Annotated in this window: 17 protein-coding genes; 7 read left to right on the top strand and 10 right to left on the bottom strand. The window is 65.8% G+C overall.

Features of this window, described 5'->3' with window-relative positions:
* The first annotated feature begins 9 nt into the window (after nt 1–9).
* Together ACP7BL_RS08050 and ACP7BL_RS08045 are read left to right on the top strand one after the other, a co-directional pair.
* On the top strand, nt 10–1,389 hold the full coding sequence (locus ACP7BL_RS08050) for a methyl-accepting chemotaxis protein (RefSeq protein ID WP_426258052.1): 1,380 nt from the start codon (nt 10–12) through the stop codon (nt 1,387–1,389).
* A 61-nt stretch (nt 1,390–1,450) separates the two neighbouring features.
* Nucleotides 1,451–2,149, top strand: coding sequence for an SDR family NAD(P)-dependent oxidoreductase (locus ACP7BL_RS08045; RefSeq protein WP_426258051.1), 699 nt, complete (start codon nt 1,451–1,453; stop codon nt 2,147–2,149).
* A gap of 1 nt (nt 2,150) precedes the next feature.
* On the opposite strand, the gene ACP7BL_RS08040 is transcribed toward ACP7BL_RS08045, so the two are convergent.
* The 5 genes from ACP7BL_RS08040 to ACP7BL_RS08020 are packed head-to-tail and all read right to left on the bottom strand — an operon-like array spanning nt 2,151 to nt 7,361.
* The gene (locus tag ACP7BL_RS08040) at nt 2,151–2,726 is read right to left on the bottom strand and encodes a nucleotidyltransferase family protein (RefSeq protein ID WP_033966225.1); all 576 of its coding nucleotides are present in this window, start codon (nt 2,724–2,726) and stop codon (nt 2,151–2,153) included.
* 4 nt (nt 2,727–2,730) lie between these two features.
* Nucleotides 2,731–3,651 (bottom strand): XdhC family protein, encoded by a 921-nt coding sequence (locus ACP7BL_RS08035; protein ID WP_426258050.1) that lies wholly within the window; start codon nt 3,649–3,651, stop codon nt 2,731–2,733.
* A gap of 34 nt (nt 3,652–3,685) precedes the next feature.
* Nucleotides 3,686–5,893: a xanthine dehydrogenase family protein molybdopterin-binding subunit gene (locus ACP7BL_RS08030; RefSeq protein ID WP_426258049.1), complete on the bottom strand. Its 2,208-nt coding sequence runs from the start codon at nt 5,891–5,893 to the stop codon at nt 3,686–3,688.
* Nucleotides 5,890–6,864: an FAD binding domain-containing protein gene (locus ACP7BL_RS08025; protein ID WP_426258048.1), complete on the bottom strand. Its 975-nt coding sequence runs from the start codon at nt 6,862–6,864 to the stop codon at nt 5,890–5,892. Before ACP7BL_RS08025 ends, ACP7BL_RS08030 begins: the two co-directional genes overlap by 4 nt.
* Complete coding sequence (locus tag ACP7BL_RS08020) at nt 6,861–7,361, bottom strand: 2Fe-2S iron-sulfur cluster-binding protein (RefSeq protein ID WP_426258047.1); 501 nt, start codon at nt 7,359–7,361, stop codon at nt 6,861–6,863. The genes ACP7BL_RS08025 and ACP7BL_RS08020 overlap by 4 nt, the downstream gene beginning before the upstream one ends.
* 111 nt (nt 7,362–7,472) lie before the next feature.
* On the opposite strand from ACP7BL_RS08020, the gene ACP7BL_RS08015 reads away from it, so the two are divergent.
* Nucleotides 7,473–8,522 (top strand): glycerophosphodiester phosphodiesterase, encoded by a 1,050-nt coding sequence (locus tag ACP7BL_RS08015; RefSeq protein ID WP_126848143.1) that lies wholly within the window; start codon nt 7,473–7,475, stop codon nt 8,520–8,522.
* The gene (locus tag ACP7BL_RS08010) at nt 8,522–8,800 is read left to right on the top strand and encodes a hypothetical protein (RefSeq protein ID WP_126848144.1); all 279 of its coding nucleotides are present in this window, start codon (nt 8,522–8,524) and stop codon (nt 8,798–8,800) included. The genes ACP7BL_RS08015 and ACP7BL_RS08010 overlap by 1 nt, the downstream gene beginning before the upstream one ends.
* Before the next feature lie 22 nt (nt 8,801–8,822).
* Here the strand turns inward: ACP7BL_RS08010 and ACP7BL_RS08005 are convergent, their stop codons facing one another.
* Nucleotides 8,823–9,515, bottom strand: a complete 693-nt coding sequence (locus ACP7BL_RS08005) for an esterase/lipase family protein (protein WP_126848145.1) — start codon at nt 9,513–9,515, stop codon at nt 8,823–8,825.
* Between the two features lie 87 nt (nt 9,516–9,602).
* On the opposite strand from ACP7BL_RS08005, the gene phhA reads away from it, so the two are divergent.
* A complete protein-coding gene (phhA, locus tag ACP7BL_RS08000; protein ID WP_426258046.1) occupies nt 9,603–10,469 on the top strand; it encodes a phenylalanine 4-monooxygenase in 867 nt (288 codons plus the stop codon).
* On the opposite strand, the gene ACP7BL_RS07995 is transcribed toward phhA, so the two are convergent.
* On the bottom strand, nt 10,466–11,200 hold the full coding sequence (locus ACP7BL_RS07995) for a UTRA domain-containing protein (protein ID WP_426258045.1): 735 nt from the start codon (nt 11,198–11,200) through the stop codon (nt 10,466–10,468). The genes phhA and ACP7BL_RS07995 overlap by 4 nt on opposite strands.
* A 28-nt stretch (nt 11,201–11,228) precedes the next feature.
* Entirely contained in the window at nt 11,229–11,786 is a 558-nt protein-coding gene (locus ACP7BL_RS07990) for an HD domain-containing protein (protein ID WP_426258044.1), read from the bottom strand.
* A gap of 123 nt (nt 11,787–11,909) precedes the next feature.
* On the opposite strand from ACP7BL_RS07990, the gene ACP7BL_RS07985 reads away from it, so the two are divergent.
* Together ACP7BL_RS07985 and ACP7BL_RS07980 are read left to right on the top strand one after the other, a co-directional pair.
* Nucleotides 11,910–14,048 carry a phosphocholine-specific phospholipase C gene (locus ACP7BL_RS07985; protein ID WP_426258043.1) on the top strand — a complete coding sequence of 713 codons (2,139 nt, stop codon included), beginning with the start codon at nt 11,910–11,912 and terminating at the stop codon, nt 14,046–14,048.
* Complete coding sequence (locus tag ACP7BL_RS07980; RefSeq protein ID WP_426258042.1) at nt 14,041–14,796, top strand: acid phosphatase; 756 nt, start codon at nt 14,041–14,043, stop codon at nt 14,794–14,796. The genes ACP7BL_RS07985 and ACP7BL_RS07980 overlap by 8 nt, the downstream gene beginning before the upstream one ends.
* A 13-nt stretch (nt 14,797–14,809) precedes the next feature.
* On the opposite strand, the gene ACP7BL_RS07975 is transcribed toward ACP7BL_RS07980, so the two are convergent.
* Both ACP7BL_RS07975 and ACP7BL_RS07970 read right to left on the bottom strand, forming a co-directional pair.
* Nucleotides 14,810–16,924 carry a phosphocholine-specific phospholipase C gene (locus ACP7BL_RS07975; protein WP_426258041.1) on the bottom strand — a complete coding sequence of 705 codons (2,115 nt, stop codon included), beginning with the start codon at nt 16,922–16,924 and terminating at the stop codon, nt 14,810–14,812.
* Nucleotides 16,925–16,990: 66 nt separating this feature from the next.
* Complete coding sequence (locus ACP7BL_RS07970; protein ID WP_426258040.1) at nt 16,991–19,702, bottom strand: TonB-dependent receptor; 2,712 nt, start codon at nt 19,700–19,702, stop codon at nt 16,991–16,993.
* Between the last annotated feature and the right edge of the window lie 104 nt (nt 19,703–19,806).

Raw genomic sequence — 19,806 nt, 5'->3', positions numbered from 1 at the left:
GGATCTGACATGGCTGGAAGCGGGACGCCCGAGGGCGCGACCGCCGGCGGGTGGAGTGGCGTAAGCCGCACTGCCGCCGCGCGCGTCGCGGACTATGATTGGGATGGCAGTGTCGCCGCCGCCTCCGCCGAAATTGCGGACGCCATCGTCGGCCATGAAGGCGAAATCGCGCGCGCTTTCTGGGAGTATTATCTCTCGCTGCCGCAAACGGCGCATATCCGGGGGTTCTTCACACCCGACTATCTGTCCGCGCGCGTGGCGCACAGCGCAAAATATACCCGCGCCAAATATGCCGCGCCGCAGGACGACGATTGGATGCGCATGGCAATTCGCCACGCCACCGATTCGCAAAAGGCGAACATTCCGCTGCCCGCCCTGCTGACCTCGTTGAGCTTCGCGCACAGCCGCACGCTCGAATGGATCGAAGCCAGGCTTGGTGCGGGGTCGCCCCGGCTGCGGGTGCTGGCGGATTGTGTACAGCGACTCGGGCTGGTCGAGGCCGATGTCATGGCATCGCATCTCGGCGCGCGCGATGCCGAACGTGCTCGCGACGAACGCCGCCTGCGTTCCAGCGCGTTCAGCGCGACGATCGCCGGGTCGATCGAGGGCACCGCCGCGCTCGGCAATCGCATCCGCGTCCAGGCGCAGGGTGCTGCGCGATCGGCGCGCGGGATGCTGGGCAAGACCAGCGAAGTCGCCGCCGCAGCCGAGCAATCGGCGATGGCGATGCGCGAAGCGGCACAAACCGCCGCCGGGTTGATCCGCGCGATCGAAGATGCGCGCACCGAAGTCGAAGCGGCCGCCGAAATCGCCACCCGCGCCTCGACTCAGGCGGGGGCCGCGGTCGGCATGTCCGAAACGCTCAGCGACCATGCCAAGTCGATCGAGTCGATTCTCGGTCTCATCCGCGACATTGCCGGGCAGACCAATTTGCTCGCGCTCAACGCCACGATCGAGGCGGCGCGCGCGGGCGATGCCGGGCGCGGTTTTGCCGTGGTTGCGCAGGAAGTGAAGAGCCTCGCCAATCAAACGGCGCGCGCGACCGACGACATCGCCGCCAAGATCTCCGCGATTCAGTCCGCCACACGCTCCACGGTCGAGACCAACGCCTCGATCAAATCGACCGTGGCGGAGGTGCAGGAAAGCGCCAATCGCATCCGTTATGCGATGGAAGCGCAGGCGCAGACCGTCACCGCGATCACCGCCGCCGTCGATGAAACCGCGCTCGCCGCCGATTCGATGGCCAACACGATCACCGCGATTCGCGAGGACACCGAAAGCGTTGCGGGGGAAATCGAAACGCTCGAACACGATTTCGGCGAAGTTGACGACCGGCTCGGTGGCTTGAAGCGCGCCGCTGATACCTTCTCGGCCAGCGTCGCGGCCTGACCGCGCGCCATCACCGTCGAGCGATATGGCGGCGACCGCGATCGCCCGCTACACCGGGCGCATGACCCATATTCTCCTCACCGGTTCCTCGCGCGGTATCGGTGCCGCGACGCTGACGGCGCTACAGGCGGCTGGTGCCACCGTCATCGGACAGGGGACCGCAAGCGGCATCCCGGCCGACTTTGCCGATCCGGCGGCACCGCGCGCGCTGTGGGACGCGGCGCTCGCCGCGCATGGCGGGCGGATCGACGTGCTGATCAACAATGCCGGGGTGTTCGAGGCCAATCCGATCGCACGCGACGATGCCGCCTGGGTTGCGGAATGGGAGCGTACGATGCGCATCAACCTGACCGCCGCCGCGGAATTGTGCCGCCTCGCGGTGCTGCACTGGCAGGACCGTGGGACCGGCGGGCGGATCGTCAACATCGCCAGCCGCGCCGCCTATCGCGGCGATTCGCCGCAGCATTGGCATTATGCCGCGTCCAAAGCGGGCATGGTCGCGATGACCAAGAGCATCGCGCGCGGCTATGCCAAGGACGGCATTCTTGCCTTTGCGGTCTGTCCCGGCTTCACCATGACCGGCATGGCCGAAGAGTATCTGGAGAGTCGCGGCGGGGACAAATTGCTCGCCGACATTCCGCTCGGCCGCGTGGCTAGCCCCGAGGAAGTCGCCGAGGTCGCCCGCTTCCTCGCACTCGATGCGCCGCCATCGATGACGGGCGCTGTGCTCGACGTGAACGGCGCGAGCTACGTGCGCTAAGTCAACGCAACGCGCGCAAGCGTTCGAGATCCTCGGGCCGGTCGATATCGAGCAATTCGGCCTCGGGCGCGATCACATGCCGCCCGGCGCGCACCATTGCGCGACCGCCTTCATCGCCGCTCAGCGTCATCAGCGCATCGAACTGATCGACCCCGAACAAAGCGGGCGGGCTGCTGTGAACGCCGTTGCTCGACGCGACCACCGCATCCGGGCCGCTCGCCGCCTCGAGCAAGCGGTGGATGTGCGTCGCGGTCACGCGCGGCATATCGGCCAGAGCGATCACCACCGCTGCGCAGCCAATCTCGCGCGCCGCCGCGACGCCGAGCTTGACCGATCCCGACATTCCGTCGTCAGGATTGTGATTGTGGAGCACGGCATATCCCCGGCTGGCGAAATCGAGCTCGGTGCCCGAACACACCACGAAGCGCGCCTTGAACGGCACGTCCTCCAGCGCAGTGACGACATGATAGGCCAGCGGCTTGCCGAGAAACGGTTCCTGCAATTTGTCCGCGTCGCCGAACCGGCGCGATCGCCCGGCCGCGAGCAAAATCAGCACGCACTCTTCGACCGCGATCATCGCTTCAGTCCTTCCGGTTGAACGCTCCTACCATGGCCGCCGCGATCGACAGCGCGATTTCGGCGGGGCCGATCGCGCCGATATCGAGCCCGACCGGCGCATCGATGCGATCGATGTCCGTGTCTGCAACGCCCGCCGCCGCCAAACGCTCCCGCCGTGCGGCATGGCTGCGGCGCGAACCGAGCGCGCCGACATACGCCGTCGGCCGCGCAAGTGCTGCGACCAGCGCGGGATCGTCGATCTTGGTGTCGTGGCTAAGCGTCACCACCGCGCTTGCCGGACCCGGGTCGAGCGCTTCGATCGCCTCGTCGGGCCAGCGGTCATCGAGCGTGACGCCGGGGAAACGCTCCTCGGTCAGGAAGCGCGCACGCGGATCGATGATCGTCACCTGGATGCCCAATTGCCGCGCGAGACCAGCCAGCGCCTGCGCGATCTGCACCGCACCGACGATGAACAGCCGCCGCGGCGGATCGTAGCGATTGACAAACGCCGCGCCCTCCAGCGGGCGCAGCGAACTTTGCCCGCTGGCAAGATCGGTCGACACCGCCAGCGCCTTGCCCGCCGCCTGCGCCTCGGCAATGCGGTCGAACAATTCGGGGTCGAAGCCCTCGGCCGATACCGGCTGCACCAGCACCGAAATCTCGCCGCCGCACGGCAGGCCGACTTCCCAGGCGGCGGCATCGGCCACGCCATAATTTTTGAGCTGGAACGGCGCACCCGCAATCACCTCGGCGGCGGTCGCCAAGATGTCGCTCTCGACGCAGCCGCCCGACACCGAGCCTTCAAACCGCCCGTCGGCATGGACGATCATATGGCTGCCACGCGGGCGCGGGGCCGATCCCCAGGTCGACACCACCGTGGCGAGCGCGAGCGGCGCGCCCTTCCACTGCGCGGCGGCGTTCAGCACGGAATCGTTATCGGCCATCATCTTCTCCTGATCCTCCCCGTTCGGGGAGGAGTCACATTTCCGGCAAACCGGACACTATCTTGTCGAGCGTCAGCGGAAAGTCGCGTACGCGCACGCCGCAGGCATTGTAGATCGCGTTGGTCACCGCCGCGCCCGCGCCGGAAATCGACAATTCGCCCAATCCCTTCACCCCGATCGGATTGGCATGGGTGTCGATCTCTTCGAGGAACATCACGTCGAGCGGCGGCACGTCGGCATGGCTCGGCACATGATATTCGCCCAGGTCATGGTTGACGAACTGGCCGTGGCGCTGGTCGAGCACTGCTTCCTCCATCAGCGCATAGCCAATGCCCCAGATCATCCCGCCAATCGCCTGGCTGCGCGCGAGCTTGGCGTTGAGGATGCGTCCGGCCTCGAACACGCCGAGCATCCGCCGCACCCGCACTTCACCAGTGACGACATTCACCGCAACTTCGGCGAATTGCGCACCGTGCGCCGCCTGGCTGAAGGTGCGGGCATTGGAGCCTTGCGAAATCTTGCCCATCGCCACCACCGGCGCGTCACCAACCAGTTCGGCGAGCGGCACGCGCCGGTTGCCGGCGACCGCATGACCGTCCTTCAACGTCATGTCCTGCGCCTTGGCCCCCATCCGCTCGGCCAGCGTCGTAACGATGTCCTCGCACGCCAGCGCGACCGAGGACCCCGCGCTCGCCGCACCGAACGACCCGCCCGAGCCCGCGCCCGGCGGCAAATCGGTATCGCCCAGGATCACGTCGATCTGCTCCATCGGCAGCCCCAGCGCCTCGCCCGCAATCTGCGCGAGGATGGTGTAGCTGCCAGTGCCGATATCGGTCATGTCGGTTTCGATCCGCGCGCGGCCATCGGGCGACAGCGTCACACGCGCTTCCGAATCGACCAGCAGATTGATCCGCACCGCCGCCGACACGCCCATGCCGATCAGCCATTCGCCGTCGCGCACTTGCCCCGGTTGCGCCGAACGCTTGGCCCAGCCAAAGGCCTCCGCCCCGCGATCAAGACAGGCGACCAGCCCGCGCGTCGAAAAGGGCGCACCCGTCATCGGATCGACCTTCGGCTCATTCAGCTTGCGAAAGTCGATCGGATCGCGGCCCAGCGCCTCGGCCATCTCGTCCATCGCGGTTTCGAGCGCGAGCGTACCGACCGCCTCGCCTGGCGCGCGCACCGCACCGGCCATCACCATGTCGAGCGTGACCACCTTGTGGCTGAAATGCCGGACCGGTGCCTCGTAAAGCGAGATCGACCCCAGCGCGACCGGCTCCATGAAGCCGCCATCGGGACCCTGGCTGATGACGCTGTCATGCCCGACCGCCAGCAGCTTGCCCTCCTCGGTCGCGGCAAGGCGAATGCGCTGATGGGTATCGGTGCGCCGATACACGTTGTGGAACAATTGGCGGCGCGCCATCGCGATCTTGACCGGACGCCCCAGCTTCTGCGCGGCGATTGCCGCCAGCACCGCATCCGGCCCCAGCATCTTTCCGCCGAAGCCACCGCCAATATAGGGTGACAGGATTCGCACCTTTTCGTCGGCAACGCCGAGCGACTTAGCCAGCACTTGCCGCGCGACCTTGAGGATCTGCAGACTGGAATGCAGCGTCAGCGAATCGCCATTCCAGATCGCAACCGAAGCGTGCGGCTCCATCGCGGCATGGACGTGGTTGGGCGTGGTATAGATCTGGTCGATCGTCACCGCCGCCTGCGCCATGGCGGCTTCGATATCGCCCTTGGCAATGTCCTGCAGCCGCGAATCCTTGGGCGGGCCGCTCGCTTTGTCGATATCGGCCATCGTGTCGAAATGGCCGGGTTCGATGGCGACATGCACGCGCACCGCCTTCGCCGCCGCGCGCGCCGCCTCGAAACTGGTCGCCACCGCAACGCCGACGACCTGATCCCAATGGTCGATCTCGTCGTTCCCTGTATGAGCCGGGCCGAACGCCGCCGCTTGGCGCGGGATGCGCGGATCATCGACGATGATGTCGAGCACATCGGGTAGCGCGCGCGCGGCATCGGTATCGATGCCCGTCACCTTGCCCTTGGCGGCGGGCGCTGTGATCAGATAGCCGTACGCCACCTCGCCTTCGACCAGATGCTCATAACCATAATGTGCCGCGCCGCTGACCTTGAGCGCGCCTTCGCTGCGGTCAAGCGCGGCACCGAGCACGCCTTGCACGCCGCGATCCATTGCGAGGCCGGGATGATCGGCATCCATCGTAAAGTCGCTCATGCACCTGCTCCTGTCAGCGTGCGCAGCGTCGCGATCAGCGTCCGGCGCGCGAGCGGTATCTTGAAATCGTTCGCGCCGTGGCCCCTGGCGTCGGCCAGCAGCGCATCCGCCGCAGCCGCAAACACGGCGTCACTCGGCGCTTGCCCGACCAGCGCGGCCTCGACCGCCGAGTCGCGCCACGGCATCGGCGCAAGCCCGCCAAACGCCAGCGCGGCGGAGGCGATCTTCCCGTCCACAACCGCAACCACCCCCGCCACCGACACCAAGGCAAAGGCATAAGACGCGCGGTCGCGCACCTTGCGATAGGCCTGCGCACCGGCGGGCGGCGCGGGCAGTTCGACATGGGTGATGAGTTCGCCCGGCCGCAGCACCGTCTCGATTTCGGGCGTGTCACCCGGCAAACGATAGAAATCGCCGATCGCGATCCGGCGCTTGTCGCCGTCAGAGGTGAGCGTGACGATCGTCGCATCCAGCGCGCGCAGCGCCACCGCCATGTCGCTGGGGTTGGTGGCGATGCACTGCTCGCTGGTCCCGAGAATCGCGAGATTGCGGTTGAACCCGTCGATCGCCGAACACCCTGCACCGGGATCCCGCTTGTTGCACGCCATCGCGGTGTCGTAAAAATACGGGCAACGCGTGCGCTGGAGCAGATTGCCCCCGGTGGTCGCCTTGTTGCGCAATTGCCCGGAGGCCCCAGCGAGCAGCGCCCGGCTCAGCACCGGATAATCGGCGATCACCTGAGGATCGGCAGCAAGATTGCTATTGGGCACCAGCGCCCCGATCGTCAGGCCGCCATCGCCGCGCCGCTCGACCCGCGCGAGATCGAGCCGGCTGATGTCGACCAGTTTCTCGGGCGTCTCGATCTGCAGCTTCATCAGGTCGAGCAAATTGGTGCCGCCCGCGATGAAGCGCCCACCGGCGGCGACCGCAGCTTCGGGGCTTTCGGCACGGCTATAGGTGAAGGTCTTCATGCGCGCTCCGCCCCGGCAACTTCGGCAATGGCATCGACGATATTGGGGTAAGCCGAGCAGCGACACAGATTGCCGCTCATCCGCTCCGAAATCTCGTGCCCGTCGAGCGTGACCGTTTCCAGGTCGGCGCTGACATGGCTCGGCCAGCCCTTAGCCACCTCGTCGAGCATCCCGACCGCCGAACAGATCTGCCCAGGCGTGCAATATCCGCACTGATATCCGTCATGCTTGATGAAGGCGGCCTGCAATGGATGGAGCTGATCTGCGCTGCCAAGTCCTTCTATCGTCAGAATGTCATCATCCTGATGCATCACCGCCAATGTGAGGCATGCATTGATCCGTCGGCCGTTGACCAGCACCGTGCACGCACCGCACTGGCCATGGTCGCAGCCCTTCTTCGTTCCCGTCAGCCCGAGATGTTCGCGTAGCACATCGAGCAGTGAGGCACGGATATCGGGCTCGACCGAATGGGTCGCGCCATTGATGGTGAAATGCATTGAGGCTCGCCTCCCGTTGAGCTTGGGGTAACGATTATGAACGCTTTGGTTTCCGTATATCGGCGCGCACCTGTCCTTCTTAAAGGGATCGCGCGCGCTCGAACAGCCGGTATGGCGGCACTATTGCTGGTATCGCCCGGCGCGATGGCGCAGACTGTGCCGGTGAAGCCGCTTTCCTCCCCCATCGTCATCGCGCATCGCGGCGCGAGCGGGCTGCGGCCCGAACACACCATCGCCTCTTATACGCTGGCGATCGAACAGGGGGCCGATTTCATCGAGCCCGATCTGGTGCTGACCAAGGACGACGTGTTCGTCGCACGCCATGAGAATGATATTACCGGCACCACCGATGTGGCCAAGCACCCAGAATTCGCCGCGCGCCGCACCACCAAGGTGATCGACGGCGAAACCCACACCGGCTGGTTTACCGAGGATTTCACGCTCGCCGAGTTGAAGACGCTGCGCGCGATCGAGCGGCTGCCGAAGGTCCGGCCCGACAACGCCAAATATGACGGCCAGTTCGAAGTGCCGACGCTGGCCGAGGTGATCGCGCTGGCCAAGAAGCACTCGGTCGGTGGCCGCATCGTCGGCATCTATCCCGAGACCAAGCATCCGACCTATTTCGCCAGCATCGGCCATCCGATGGAGGCGCGCCTCGTCGCGCAGTTGCAGGCGGCGGGCTGGTCCAAGCCGAGCGACCCGGTGTTCATCCAGTCGTTCGAGGTCAACAACCTCAAGCAACTCCACACCATGACCGGCCTGCGCCTGATCCAGTTGATGGATGCCGCCGGTGCCCCCGCCGACAAGGCCGCGCCGAGCTACGCCGCGATGATCACGCCAGAAGGGCTCAAGGCCGTCGCCGCTTATGCGTACGGGATCGGCCCCAATAAAGACATGATCCAGCGCGGCGATGCTGCACCCTCCACGCTCGTCGCCGACGCGCATGCGGCAGGGCTGCGGCTCCATCCCTGGACCTTCCGCGCGGAAAACATGTTCCTGCCGCCATCGCTGCGTATCGGCACCGACCCCGCCGTGCACGGCAAGCTGGCCGAGGAAATCACGCGCTTCCTCAATCTCGGCATCGATGGCTTCTTTACCGATTTCGCCTATATTGGCGTCGACGCGCGCAACGCCCAGCGTGCCAAGGCGAAAGGCCAATAATGCGCAAATCCGTGATCGCCGTCGTCGCCTTGCTTCCGCTGCTTGTCGGCGGTTGCCTTGCCAAGACGGTGGTCAACGTCGCCACCCTGCCCGTGCGCGCGACCAGCAAGGCGGTCGACTGGACCACGACGAGTCAGTCCGAGGCCGACCGCAATTACGGCCGCAAGATGCGCAAGCAGGAAGCCCGCGAGGGGCGGGAGTTGAAACGGCAATATAAGGATTGTCGCGCGCAAAATCGCGACGATTGCGATCAATACCGGCCCCACGCCCAACGCTAAACCCGCGAAGGGCGGCGGTGCGTCAGGCCGCGTCGCCGCCCAGCACGCGTGCCACCGCCAGCAGCACCGCCGGGCGCACCTGCACCCCGACATGGCTGCTGCGCACCTCGATCGCGCGGCTGGCAGCGTCATGACAAATCATGCCGTTGACCAGCCCGTCGCTGCGGCTCCAGATCGCGGTGCTCGGCACGGGCAGCGGCTCCGCCACCAGTGCGCTTTGCGCGCGGACATGCGGGGCATCGACGCGCTCCCCGGTCAACAGCTCGAACGCGCGCCACACATTGGTCGCGCGCGGGTCCCCGGCGAAAGGCGAACTTATCGTCACCACCTCGCGCACCATGCCGGGCAGACGGTGTGTCGCGAAGCGCGCCATGATCCCGCCCAGGCTGACCCCGATCAGCGTCACCGGTGCGCCCGTTTCGTCATACAGCGCACGGATCCGTGCCAGCAGCCGCTCGCCCTCCGGCCCGATCGTGCGCGCGCCGAGATTGCGCCCGAGCCCCCAGCCTTCGGCCCGATAGCCAAGCCTATGCAGATAGCGTCGCAGGAACACCCCCGAAGCATCGCTGTTGAACAGCCCCGGCAGCAACATCACCGCTCGCCCGTCACCACGCGGAGCCTGCGCCAGCATCGTGCGCGCGCCCGCAAGCGAGGCAAGGCCCCAGGCACCCCGCGGCACCTCCAGCGCCCATAACAGCTTCGATGGTGGCTTCATCGCCGATTCCGGTCGCACAGCGCGCTGAAAAGTCGTTTCATCTGCAACCCGTTTCCTGCCCTGCTATGGCTGTGCTACCCTGAAGTCATGACCGAAGAAACGCATGTTCTCGACCGCCCGCCCGCCAATGCGGCGGACGATTGGACGATTCCGCAGGACTGGGCACACTTCACCCAGGAAGAGCACCGTGTGTGGGACACGCTGTTCGCCCGCCAGGCGAAGCTGCTGCCCGGCCGTGCCTCCGACGCTTATTTGCGCGGGCTGGATGTACTGAAGCTGTCCAAGCCCGGCATCCCGGATTTCGAGGAACTGTCGGAACGGCTGATGAAGCTCACCGGCTGGCAAGTCGTGGCGGTGCCGGGGCTGGTGCCCGACGACGTGTTCTTCGACCATATGGCCAATCGCCGCTTCGTCGCGGGCAATTTCATCCGCCGTCCCGACCAGCTCGATTATCTGCAGGAACCCGACGTGTTCCACGACGTGTTCGGCCATGTGCCGATGCTCGCCGACCCGGTCTTCGCCGATTATCTCGCAGCTTATGGTCGCGGCGGGCAGCGTGCGCAGGGGCTGGATGCGCTCAAATATCTCGGGCGGCTCTATTGGTACACGGTCGAATTCGGGTTGATCGCCGATCCCGAGGGCTTGCGCATCTATGGTGCCGGGATCGTCTCCAGCTTCGCCGAAAGCCGCTTCGCGCTCGACGATGCCAGCCCCAACCGCATCGCCTTCGACCTCAAGCGCGTGATGCGCACCGACTACCGGATTGACGATTTCCAGCAGAATTATTTCGTGATCCCGAGCTTCGACGAACTGCTGCGCGTGACGGTCGAGACCGATTTCGCGCCGCTTTACGAGGCGCTGGCCGGTACACCGGACATACCCGTGGCCACGCTTTTGCCGGAGGATCGCGTCCTCACCCACGGAACCCAGGCCTATGCGCTCGCCAAGCGCTAATCGCGCGTGCGCACCTCGACCAGGACGCGGATTGCGTCGTGCCGCCAATATTCGTGGTCATATTCCACGATGCGATCCGCCGCATCGTAACTGCGGCGCACCACCAGCAGCCCCGGCGTGCCCGACGCGACGCCCAGCGCCTGCGCGATGTCCTTGATCAGCGCACACGGTCGCATCTCGACATGGTTGCGCACCACCCGCACGCCATACCGCCCGGTCAGCACCGCCGTTAGCGACCCATCCAGATCGTGATCGATCAGGCCGGGCGCGATCGCAGGATCGACCAGGATCCGCTCGATCAGTACCGGCCGCCCGTCGATCGCGCGGCGGCGGGCGAGCGCGTACAGCGGCGCGCCAACCGCGCAGCCGAACACCGCCGCATCCACCGCCGCTGCCGCCACCGTATGCTTGTGCAGCGTTTCGGTCGTCGGCACGCGGCCTTGCTCGGCGACATAGGTCATGAAGCCCGCCCAGCGCGTCGGGTCATAGACCACAGGCGGCGGCGAGACATACCAGCCGCTGCGGTCGCGACGATAGATCAGCCCCTCCGCCTCCAGTTGGAACAGCGCTTCACGCACGGTGCCGCGCGCCGCGCCCGACCCAAGCTGAAGCCGCCGCTCGGACGGCAACCGCGCGCCCGCTCCCAGCGCGCCGCAGGCGATCTCCTCGACCAGACGATCGCGTAGCGCGAGATAATGCGGACCTGACCCCGCTTCTGCTGCCTTCTGCATAGGCCCGATCATGGCCGAAGCCGGAGGATCACGCCAGCGGACGCACCGCAAGCCGTTCGAGCAGCGGACGATAGCTGGCGAGATCGGGCACCTGCCAATCGGGCTGCTTGCCGATATCGTCATAGCGGCGCAGCGCCACCGCATCGGCGAAATACGGTTCCTGTTCAAACGCCGCGATGCCCGCCGCATCGAACGCCCCGCCCTGCAAGCGCAGACTGAGTGCGGAGGCGGCACTCAAGCCCGCCTCATAGCTGGGCTCGACCGCGCAGAGATAGCGCTTGGCGGCGACGTGCAGGCGCACCGGCTCATACACTGCGGGCGGAAAGGCCGTGGCGAGCAGCGCCGCACCCAACTCCTCGTGCCGCGCGTCCGCGCCGTGCAGATCGGCAGCGAGCCCGGCCCCGTCAACGAACTGACCAATGTCATGGAGCAGCGCCGCCGCGATCAGCGTGTCCGACGCCCCATCCTCGCGCGCCGCCTGCGCCGCTTGCAGCACGTGCTGCAGCTGATCGACCTCCTCGCCATAGCGATCGTCGCCATGCTCGGCGAACAGCGCGTAGATCCTGTCGATAAGGGCGGAGGGCATGGGCATTTTCCTTTGCAGAAGCGGCGATCCGAAGCGCGACTGTCGCACGATTGTCGTTTAACTGGACTATACCAGATTTATGACCTGGTGGCGACATTCGCCCCGGATCGACGGAGGATACCTGTGAGCGATGCGACCAGACGGCGGTTTCTGCAGATGGCGGCGGGGGCCGGTGCGGGCGCAGCCGGGATGCTGCCGGGCCTGATCGAGCGCGCCGCCGCGATCGCCGCCAACAGCCCGACCGGCACGATCCGCGATGTCGAGCATGTCGTGATCTTCATGCAGGAAAACCGCTCGTTCGATCATTATTTCGGCAGCTATAATGGCGTGCGCGGGCTGGGCGATCCGCGTCCGCTGCGCCTGCCCGGCGGGCGCAGCGTGTGGGCGCAACCAAGCGCGCAGCATCCCGATGGCTTCGTGCTGCCCTTCCACGGTGATTCGACCACAACGCAGTCCTTCCGCGTCGATGGCTCCGAACAGGGCCATCAGCACAATCTCACCATCTTCAACCGGGGTCGGTGTGATCGCTGGGGCGCGACGCGGCAATTGCACCAGCGGATGCTGCATTATGGCGCGGGCGACCTGCCTTTTTACTATGCGCTCGCCAACGCTTTCACGATTTGCGACGCCTATCACGCCTCGACGCTGACGCAGACCTATCCCAACCGGCTGCATTTGTTCACCGGCTGCAATGGCGGCGGCACCGTCGGTGGCGATCCCGAAATGGACAATTATGGCGAGGACGAAACGCCCAGCGCCGACATGGCGACCGACCAGCCGCTACGCCCCGATGCCTATCGCTGGACCACTTATGCCGAGCGGCTGGAACAAGCGGGCGTAAGCTGGAAGGTCTATCAGGAATATGACAATTTCGGCGACAACACGCTGTCGGTCTTTCCCGCCTTCCGTCCCTGCGCGCGCGATTCCGCTTTGTACCGGCGCGGTCGATCGTGGGTGAGCGAGCATAAGACCGGTGCCGACCGCACCCGCTCGGACGGGGAGCAACTGGTCGAGGGCTTCCGGCGCGATCTGGCGGCGGGGACCTTGCCGCAAGTGTCGTGGATCGTCACCGCCGCCGACCTGTCCGAACATCCGACCGCCGTGCCCGCGCGCGGCGAACATCTTTGCGCCGAGCTGATCGCCGCCTTGGTCGACCATCCCGAGGTCTTTGCCAAAACGGTGTTCATCGTCAATTATGACGAGAGCGGCGGCTTTTACGACCATATGCCCTCGCCCGTGCTGCCGGTGGGGGACGTGCCGGGCCACAGCACCGTCTCGATCGCCGGGGAAGCGAAGCATTATGCCAGCGGCGACAATCCGGGCGCACAACCGATCGGCCTGGGCATTCGCGTGCCCGCACTCCTCGTCTCGCCGTGGAGCCGCGGCGGCTTTGTCTGCTCCGAACTGTTCGACCATACATCGGTGCTGCGCTTTCTCGAGGCGCGCTTCGGCGTGGCAGAACCCAATATCGGGCCGTGGCGGCGCGCGGTGTGTGGCGACCTCATCTCCGCCTTCGATTTCGCGCAGCCCAATCGCGACTGGGCGAGCTTGACCTTGCCCGGCACCGCCGATTTCGAACAGCGCATCGCGCGCTCCCAGGCCGGACGCGCCACCGCGATTCCGGCGGTGCAACGTGCATCCCGGCAAATGTCCGGGCAACGCCCTGCCCGCGCCCTGCCCTATCGGCTCGACATCCTCGGCCGGATCGACGCGGATCGGCGCTTCCGGATCGACCTGATCAATCGCGGCACGACCGGCGCGGTGTTGACCGTCCACGACAATCTCGATCACGGCGGCCCATGGCACTATACGATCGGCGCGGGCGACCACTATGCCAGCACGCAATGGCATGACGACGGCACCGTCACCGACCGCTACGACCTGAGCGTGATCGGCCCTGACGGGCTGCTGCGCCGCTATGCCGGAACGCTGGCGGACACGGCAGAGGTCGGCGTGGTCGCGCTGCCCAGCCAGGATGCGGTCGAGCTCCTGCTCGCCAATCCCGGCACCGCGCCGCGCCGCTACACGATCACGCTCGATCCGGCCTATCCGACGGCGGCCGCGCGAACGCGCGACCTCACGGTGCCCGCCGGTGCAACGCTGCGCGACCGCTGGGATCTGGCCGCCAGCGACCGCTGGTATGATCTGACGATCCGTTCGCCCGACGACCCCACCTTTTTGCGTCGCTTCGCGGGCAAGGTCGAAAACGGGCGACCGGGCCGGACCGACCCCGCCATCGGGGAGATGCGTCTCAATGTCTAAGCGGCTTTTCCTCGCAGGCCTCGTCGCGGTTGCAGCAATGGGCAGCGCCGTCGCCGCGATCGGCGATCCGTGGATGCCGCCCGTGGATGGGGCGCACATCCTGTCCGCCCCGCCCGCCGCCGGATCGCCGCGCGATATTGCCGATCGCGCGATCTTTCAGGCCACGCGCGCGCTGGAGGGCAGCCCGCGCTGGCGGATCGCGCAGCGCGATGTCGAGAATGGCCCATTGTCGCGCTATGCCTGCGCGCTCGGCGTGACGTTGAAGGCCAGCGACGTGCCGACCCTCGCCAGCCTGTTCGACCGGGCTGGCGCGGGTTTCCTCGTCGAGCCCGTCAAAACCCATTACGCGCGGGCCCGCCCCTATGCCGACAATGATGCGCCCATGTGTCAGGCGCGCACCGCCGCGCTCGCCCGCAGCGGCGATTATCCCTCGGGCCATGCTGCCAATGGGTGGCTGGAGGCGTTGTTGCTCGCCGAACTCGCGCCCGACCGGGCGAGCGAGCTGCTCGCACGCGGCCGCCAGGCGGGCGAAAGCCGCGTGATTTGCGGCGCGCATTCGGCCAGCGCGGTTGAGGGCGGCTGGCAAGCGGGGGCCGCCGCCTCAGCGGTACTGCACGGCTCCGCATCGTTCCGCCAGCAGCTCGACCTGGCACGCGTCGAACTCGCCCGCGCCCGCATCACCGCCCCCAAGGTCGATCCCGCCGCCTGCGCGATCGAGGCGGAGGTGCTGGCGCGCGCTTATTATTGAAGCCCCGGTCGCGTCAAGCGACCGGGTTGGGCGACGCCATCACCAGCGGAGCCGCGCCATGCGCTACCGGATCGGTGAAGGATTCGCCGCCGCTCTCCTGATGCCCGGCAAGCCGCACTTGCTCGGTCGCGCTGGTGACGAGCAGATCGTACCAACCGTGGCTGCCCGACAGGTCGACCGGCACGACGCTTTCTGCGCGCGCTGCAATCTCCAACGTGCGCGGCGGCTGGCCATAAGCGAGATCGCGCACCGTCAGCTTCAGTGCGGTGTCACCATGGTTGCGTACCCGCACTCCCTCCGCCTCGAGCACCGGCGCAAAGCCCGCGCTGCGACCGGTGAAGCGCCGGTGAAACCCGGCGGGCCCGAGCAGGAACGCATCATACACCCCGTCCGCGCCCACCGGCAGTTCGGCGGAAAGCGATTGCCCTGCGCCTACGGTGTAGCGGCGCGGCCCGCCCGCAAGATCGGTCAACGGATAGAGGTGGAACACCGCCGCCCGCTCGCGCCCGGTGTTGGACAGCAGCAGCCCCGGCGCTTGCCCCGCCGCAACCACCAGCGTCGCATCGAGCCGATAGGGCGTCGCGCGGCGGCGGCGAATGCCCGCTTCCTGCACCGGCGCGGTCAGCGCGGCGGGTGGCAGCGGGCGCGTCTCCTTGAGCGTCGCCGCACGTTCGGACAGCGCCCGCGTTGGCGGCAAGGCTTCGGCAAACGCCCGGTCATCGGCGCGCGAGAAATCGAAGCAGGACGTCAGATCGCCGCACACCGCGCGCCGCCAGGCGCTGATATTGGGTTCGGCCACGCCGAAGCGCGTTTCGAGGAAGCGAATGACGCTGGTGTGATCGAACACTTCGGACGCGACATAGCCGCCGCGGCTCCACGGCGAGACGACATACATCGGCACGCGCGGCCCGAGCCCATAAGGGCGACCGAGATACGCCGCATCGGCCTCGCCTTGCGAATGGCGGTGATATTCGTCCTCGGCGGCAACCGTCGTGCCGCCCAGCAAGCGCGCCGGATCGCGCGGATCGTGCGCGGGCGGTGCGGGCGGCGGGACATGGTCGAACAGCCCGTCATTCTCGTCGAAATTGAGCAGCAGCACCGTCTTGGCCCACACCTCGGGATTGGCGGTCAGCGCATTGAGTAGCTGCGCGGTATAATCCGCACCCTGCAGCGGCGTGGAAACGCTTGGATGTTCCGATGCCGCCGTCGGCGCGATGATCCACGAGACCTGGGGAAGTTTGTCGGCCAGCACGTCGGCCTTGAGCAGATCGAGCCCACGCGTCGTCAGCGTGCGCCGGATCAAATCGGCGTCCGGCCCCGACGTCGCGGTGCGCGCATCGCGATAGCGGCGGAAACCGATCAGCGGGTTGTCGCTGAAATTGTCCTCCATCTGCTGATAGATTTGGAAGCCGATCCCCGCCGCCTGCAACCGCTCGGGATACGTCGTCCAGGCATAGCCGCCATGACCGCGCGGATCTTCCAACCCGTCATAGCCATTGTCGATCGCCGGGCCGTGCCCGCGCGCCTGCGGATCGTGCGTGCCGGTCCACACATAGAGCCGGTTGGGATTGGTGCTGAGGTGCAGCGCGCAATGATAGGCGTCGCACAGCGTGAAGGACTCGGCCAGCGCATATTGGAACGGAATATCCTCGCGCGTGAAATAGACCATCGCATGGTCGTGCTTGGCCTTGGGCCAGCCGCCCATCCGGCCATTGTCCCACGCCGCCTGGCTGTCGGGAAAACCGTGCGGCGTGCCGAGCGGCCGCATCAGCCGGAAATCGCGCTTGGTGTCGAGGTGGAAGGGCGCGATCCAGTCGGGCGGGCCGACGTGTTCGCTCGGCTGCACGAACACCGTCGCCCCGCGCCGTTCGCCCAGATCGGGCACCGGAATGGCAAAGCGATCGCCAAAACCGCGCACCCCCGGCATCGCGCCGAAATAATGGTCGAAGGCGCGGTTTTCCTGCGTGAGGATCACGACATGTTCGACATCCATCACCGTCCCCGTCCGGCGATTGGCGGGGATCGACAATGCGCGCGCGATCGACGGGAACATGCCGCCCGCCGCCGCGCCGCCGCCGGCCATCAGGGTCTTCAGGAAAGCGCGACGATCGGCGGGAGGCAGCGACATGGGCGTTCGTCCATTCACAAAAAGACGGCGCGCCGACAAGCCCGACGCGCCGCCCGGAGGGGGTCGTCAGAACTTCAGCGTGAAACCGGCAAAGACGGTACGGCCACTCTGAGTCTCGTTATGCAAGCGGTGATAGATGCTGTTATACTGCACCTCGGCGGTGTTGGCGATGTTGATTGCGTCCACCGTCAGCCGCAGCGTGCTGGTAAGGTTCACGAACGCCGCTGCGTCGACATAGACCGTGCCGTCGAACCCGTCCTCGCTCGCCGGGTTGGAGCCGTCATAGGCGCTGCGCAGATAGGACGACCGATAGTTGGCCGATCCGCGAATGCCCCAGCGCTTGGTTTCGTAATAGAGCGTGCCATTGGCGTTGGTCTTGGACAGGCCTGGGATCGGGGTCTTCACACCCTTCACCGGCGCGTTCGAATCGATCACCGTCACGTTCGCCGACATACCGAACTTGTCGAACGGGGCCGGAAGGAAAGTGAAGTTGGTTTGCGCCGCCGCTTCGAAGCCGGTGATATAGGCCTTGCTCAGGTTCACCGGCCGCGAAAATTCCGCGACGATGGTGGTCGGCGTTACGCCGGGTAGCGTCGAGACCGGCAGGCCCGTCGCGCTGAACGGCACATTGAACAGCGTTTCGCTCGAGATCAGGTTGCTGATATCCTTGTGGAACACGCCCACCGAAATCAGGCCGATCTTGCCGAAATACCATTCGGCCGACAGGTCGTAGGCATTGTCCTTATATGGTTTCAGGTTCGGGTTGCCGACGCTTGCCGTGATCTGGCCGCTATCGGCATTGGCACTGCCCGCCGCCGCCAGCGAACCGAGCGAGGGACGGTTGATGTTCTTGGCCGCAGCCACGCGGATCAGGAAGCTCGGCGTCACTTCCAAAATGGCGTTGAGTGCCGGGAGCACGCCCGAATAGCTCGATTTGGTAACGTTGCTGCCAATCGGCGTGTCATCGCTGTTGGTGATCAGGCCGTTGCTGTTGACGTCGGTAAAATACGCGCGAACGCCGAGATTGCCGCGCAGCCGCATCCCGCCGACATGGCCGTCCCAGTCGAGCTGGCCATAGGTCGCCTTGGTCGTTTCGGTGACGGTGTAGGTGTTTTCGATGTCGGTTGCGCCGGCGGTGGTGTGCGAGGCGTTATATTTGGCAAATGCTGCCGCATAATTGCCGGTGATCCAGCTTGCCGCCTCGTTCTGCGTGAAGACGTCGGCATAGGATGTCACGGGGCTGCCGGTGAATTGGTGGAACTGCCCGTCATTGTAGATTTCGGAGCCCGACGTGCTGTAGCGGCGATAGCTCGCCCCCGCGCGCAGCGTGAATATGTCACTCAGCTTTAGATGCCCGTTGCCGGTCGCTTCGCGCAGGCTGGTCTTGTTCCAGAATTCGCGGAAGTAGAATTCCTTGAACTCATATTTCGACGCATCGGTGGTGTTCCAACGATAGACGTTGGTCGCCGAGGTGCCGTCCGCCGCATAGGTCGTGGTCATGCCGCCATAAGCGCGCAGGTACAGCTTGTCATCATACGGGGTAGTGTATTTCGAATCCTCATAGCCGACATGGCCGTCGAAGCCGAGGCTGTCATTCACATCCCATTTTCCGGTCAGCGCGAGCTGGTTGAAGCGGTTCTTGTTGAGCGAACGGCGGTGTTCGCTGGCATAGGTGACGTTGTCGACGCTGATCGCATCGACAAAGTTGCTGCTGTCCCAATGGATCGAATTGATCTTCGAGGTCGTATCGAAGATCACCGAGCCCGACGTGTTGTTGGGCCGCGTCGCGAGGTGATATTCGTCGCGGTGCGTGGTGAATTCGCCATGCAGCGCATCGAGCGTCAACAGCACATTGTCCGCCGGACGCCACTGCGTGGCGAGCGTCAGGCCAAGCCGCTCCTGCTGCGCATCCCACACCGACAGGCGGTTGCCCGAGGCGAACACCAGATCGCCCGACTTGAACTTGGTCTGCTGGTCGGCCGAGAGCCCTGAGATATCGAGGCCCTTGCCGAGGTAGCTGGAGATCTGGCTCGCGCTCAACTGGGTCGGCGAATAGGTGTTGTAGCCCTGCTCCTCGGTCTTGCGCTTCGAATACGCTACCGAGACCAGCACGCCGAAGGTATCGCCCCAATTCTGGCCGATCATCGCGGCGATGCGCGGCTGCGCGTCCTTGGTGTAGCTGTTGGTGCCGAGCTTGGCCGAGATCGCGCCGGTAATGCCCTGCTTATATTCCAGCGGCTTGGCGGTGAACAGGCCGACCGTACCGGCCATGCCCCCTTCATTCTGCGCCGCCTGATAGGTCTTTTCGACCTCGATGCGCGAGAACAGTTCGGAGGCGAAAATATTGAAGTCGAACGCGCGGTCGCGCGACCGCTGGCCGCGGCTGTCCATCGCCGAATCGACGTTGCCGAGCACTTCCATGCCGTTGAGCTGGACGCGGGTATAGTCTGGCCCAAGGCCGCGCAGCGTGATGCGGCGGCCTTCGCCTGCCTCGCGGTTGATCGCCACGCCCGGCAGGCGCTGGATCGATTCGGCCAGGTTGAGTTCGGGGAACTTCGCCATGTCTTCCGCGACGATCACGTCTTTGACGATGGTGGCATCGCGCTTCAACGCGCGCGCTTTGGCAAGCGACTGGATATAGCCGTTGACGACAATATCGGCTGGGGCCGCGTCCGTGGCGGCGGCAGGGTCGGTCACGGTTTGCGCCATCGCGCTGGTTGCAAAGACGCCGCTCGTCGCGGTTGCGATCGCCAGAATCGCCGTACTCATTTTACGCATTTGTGGTGCCCTCCCTGCGCGGCTGGGAAAAGCCCCAAGTCGCGCTGCCCGACCCGGCGGGTAGAGCGCGGACATGACGAGTATGTGACATTTTGTGGTTTTGT

It is taken from the genome of Sphingomonas sp. DC1600-2 (assembly GCF_049897605.1).
Classification (GTDB): Bacteria; Pseudomonadota; Alphaproteobacteria; order Sphingomonadales; family Sphingomonadaceae; genus Sphingomonas.
Note: the sequence above shows the minus strand (reverse complement) of the source record. Positions and strands in the feature narration are given on the sequence as shown.

What these genes read in the sequence shown, in the direction of transcription:
- ACP7BL_RS07970 (WP_426258040.1), bottom strand. Translation starts at nt 19,702, where the DNA reads ATGCGTAAAATGAGTACGGCGATTCTGGCGATCGCAACCGCGACGAGC.
- ACP7BL_RS08050 (WP_426258052.1), top strand. Translation starts at nt 10, where the DNA reads ATGGCTGGAAGCGGGACGCCCGAGGGCGCGACCGCCGGCGGGTGGAGT.
- ACP7BL_RS08015 (WP_126848143.1), top strand. Translation starts at nt 7,473, where the DNA reads ATGGCGGCACTATTGCTGGTATCGCCCGGCGCGATGGCGCAGACTGTG.
- ACP7BL_RS07990 (WP_426258044.1), bottom strand. Translation starts at nt 11,786, where the DNA reads ATGCCCTCCGCCCTTATCGACAGGATCTACGCGCTGTTCGCCGAGCAT.
- ACP7BL_RS07975 (WP_426258041.1), bottom strand. Translation starts at nt 16,924, where the DNA reads ATGTCGCTGCCTCCCGCCGATCGTCGCGCTTTCCTGAAGACCCTGATG.
- ACP7BL_RS08045 (WP_426258051.1), top strand. Translation starts at nt 1,451, where the DNA reads ATGACCCATATTCTCCTCACCGGTTCCTCGCGCGGTATCGGTGCCGCG.
- ACP7BL_RS08025 (WP_426258048.1), bottom strand. Translation starts at nt 6,864, where the DNA reads ATGAAGACCTTCACCTATAGCCGTGCCGAAAGCCCCGAAGCTGCGGTC.
- ACP7BL_RS08040 (WP_033966225.1), bottom strand. Translation starts at nt 2,726, where the DNA reads ATGATCGCGGTCGAAGAGTGCGTGCTGATTTTGCTCGCGGCCGGGCGA.
- ACP7BL_RS08020 (WP_426258047.1), bottom strand. Translation starts at nt 7,361, where the DNA reads ATGCATTTCACCATCAATGGCGCGACCCATTCGGTCGAGCCCGATATC.
- ACP7BL_RS08010 (WP_126848144.1), top strand. Translation starts at nt 8,522, where the DNA reads ATGCGCAAATCCGTGATCGCCGTCGTCGCCTTGCTTCCGCTGCTTGTC.
- phhA (WP_426258046.1), top strand. Translation starts at nt 9,603, where the DNA reads ATGACCGAAGAAACGCATGTTCTCGACCGCCCGCCCGCCAATGCGGCG.
- ACP7BL_RS07995 (WP_426258045.1), bottom strand. Translation starts at nt 11,200, where the DNA reads ATGCAGAAGGCAGCAGAAGCGGGGTCAGGTCCGCATTATCTCGCGCTA.
- ACP7BL_RS08005 (WP_126848145.1), bottom strand. Translation starts at nt 9,515, where the DNA reads ATGAAGCCACCATCGAAGCTGTTATGGGCGCTGGAGGTGCCGCGGGGT.
- ACP7BL_RS07980 (WP_426258042.1), top strand. Translation starts at nt 14,041, where the DNA reads ATGTCTAAGCGGCTTTTCCTCGCAGGCCTCGTCGCGGTTGCAGCAATG.
- ACP7BL_RS08035 (WP_426258050.1), bottom strand. Translation starts at nt 3,651, where the DNA reads ATGGCCGATAACGATTCCGTGCTGAACGCCGCCGCGCAGTGGAAGGGC.
- ACP7BL_RS08030 (WP_426258049.1), bottom strand. Translation starts at nt 5,893, where the DNA reads ATGAGCGACTTTACGATGGATGCCGATCATCCCGGCCTCGCAATGGAT.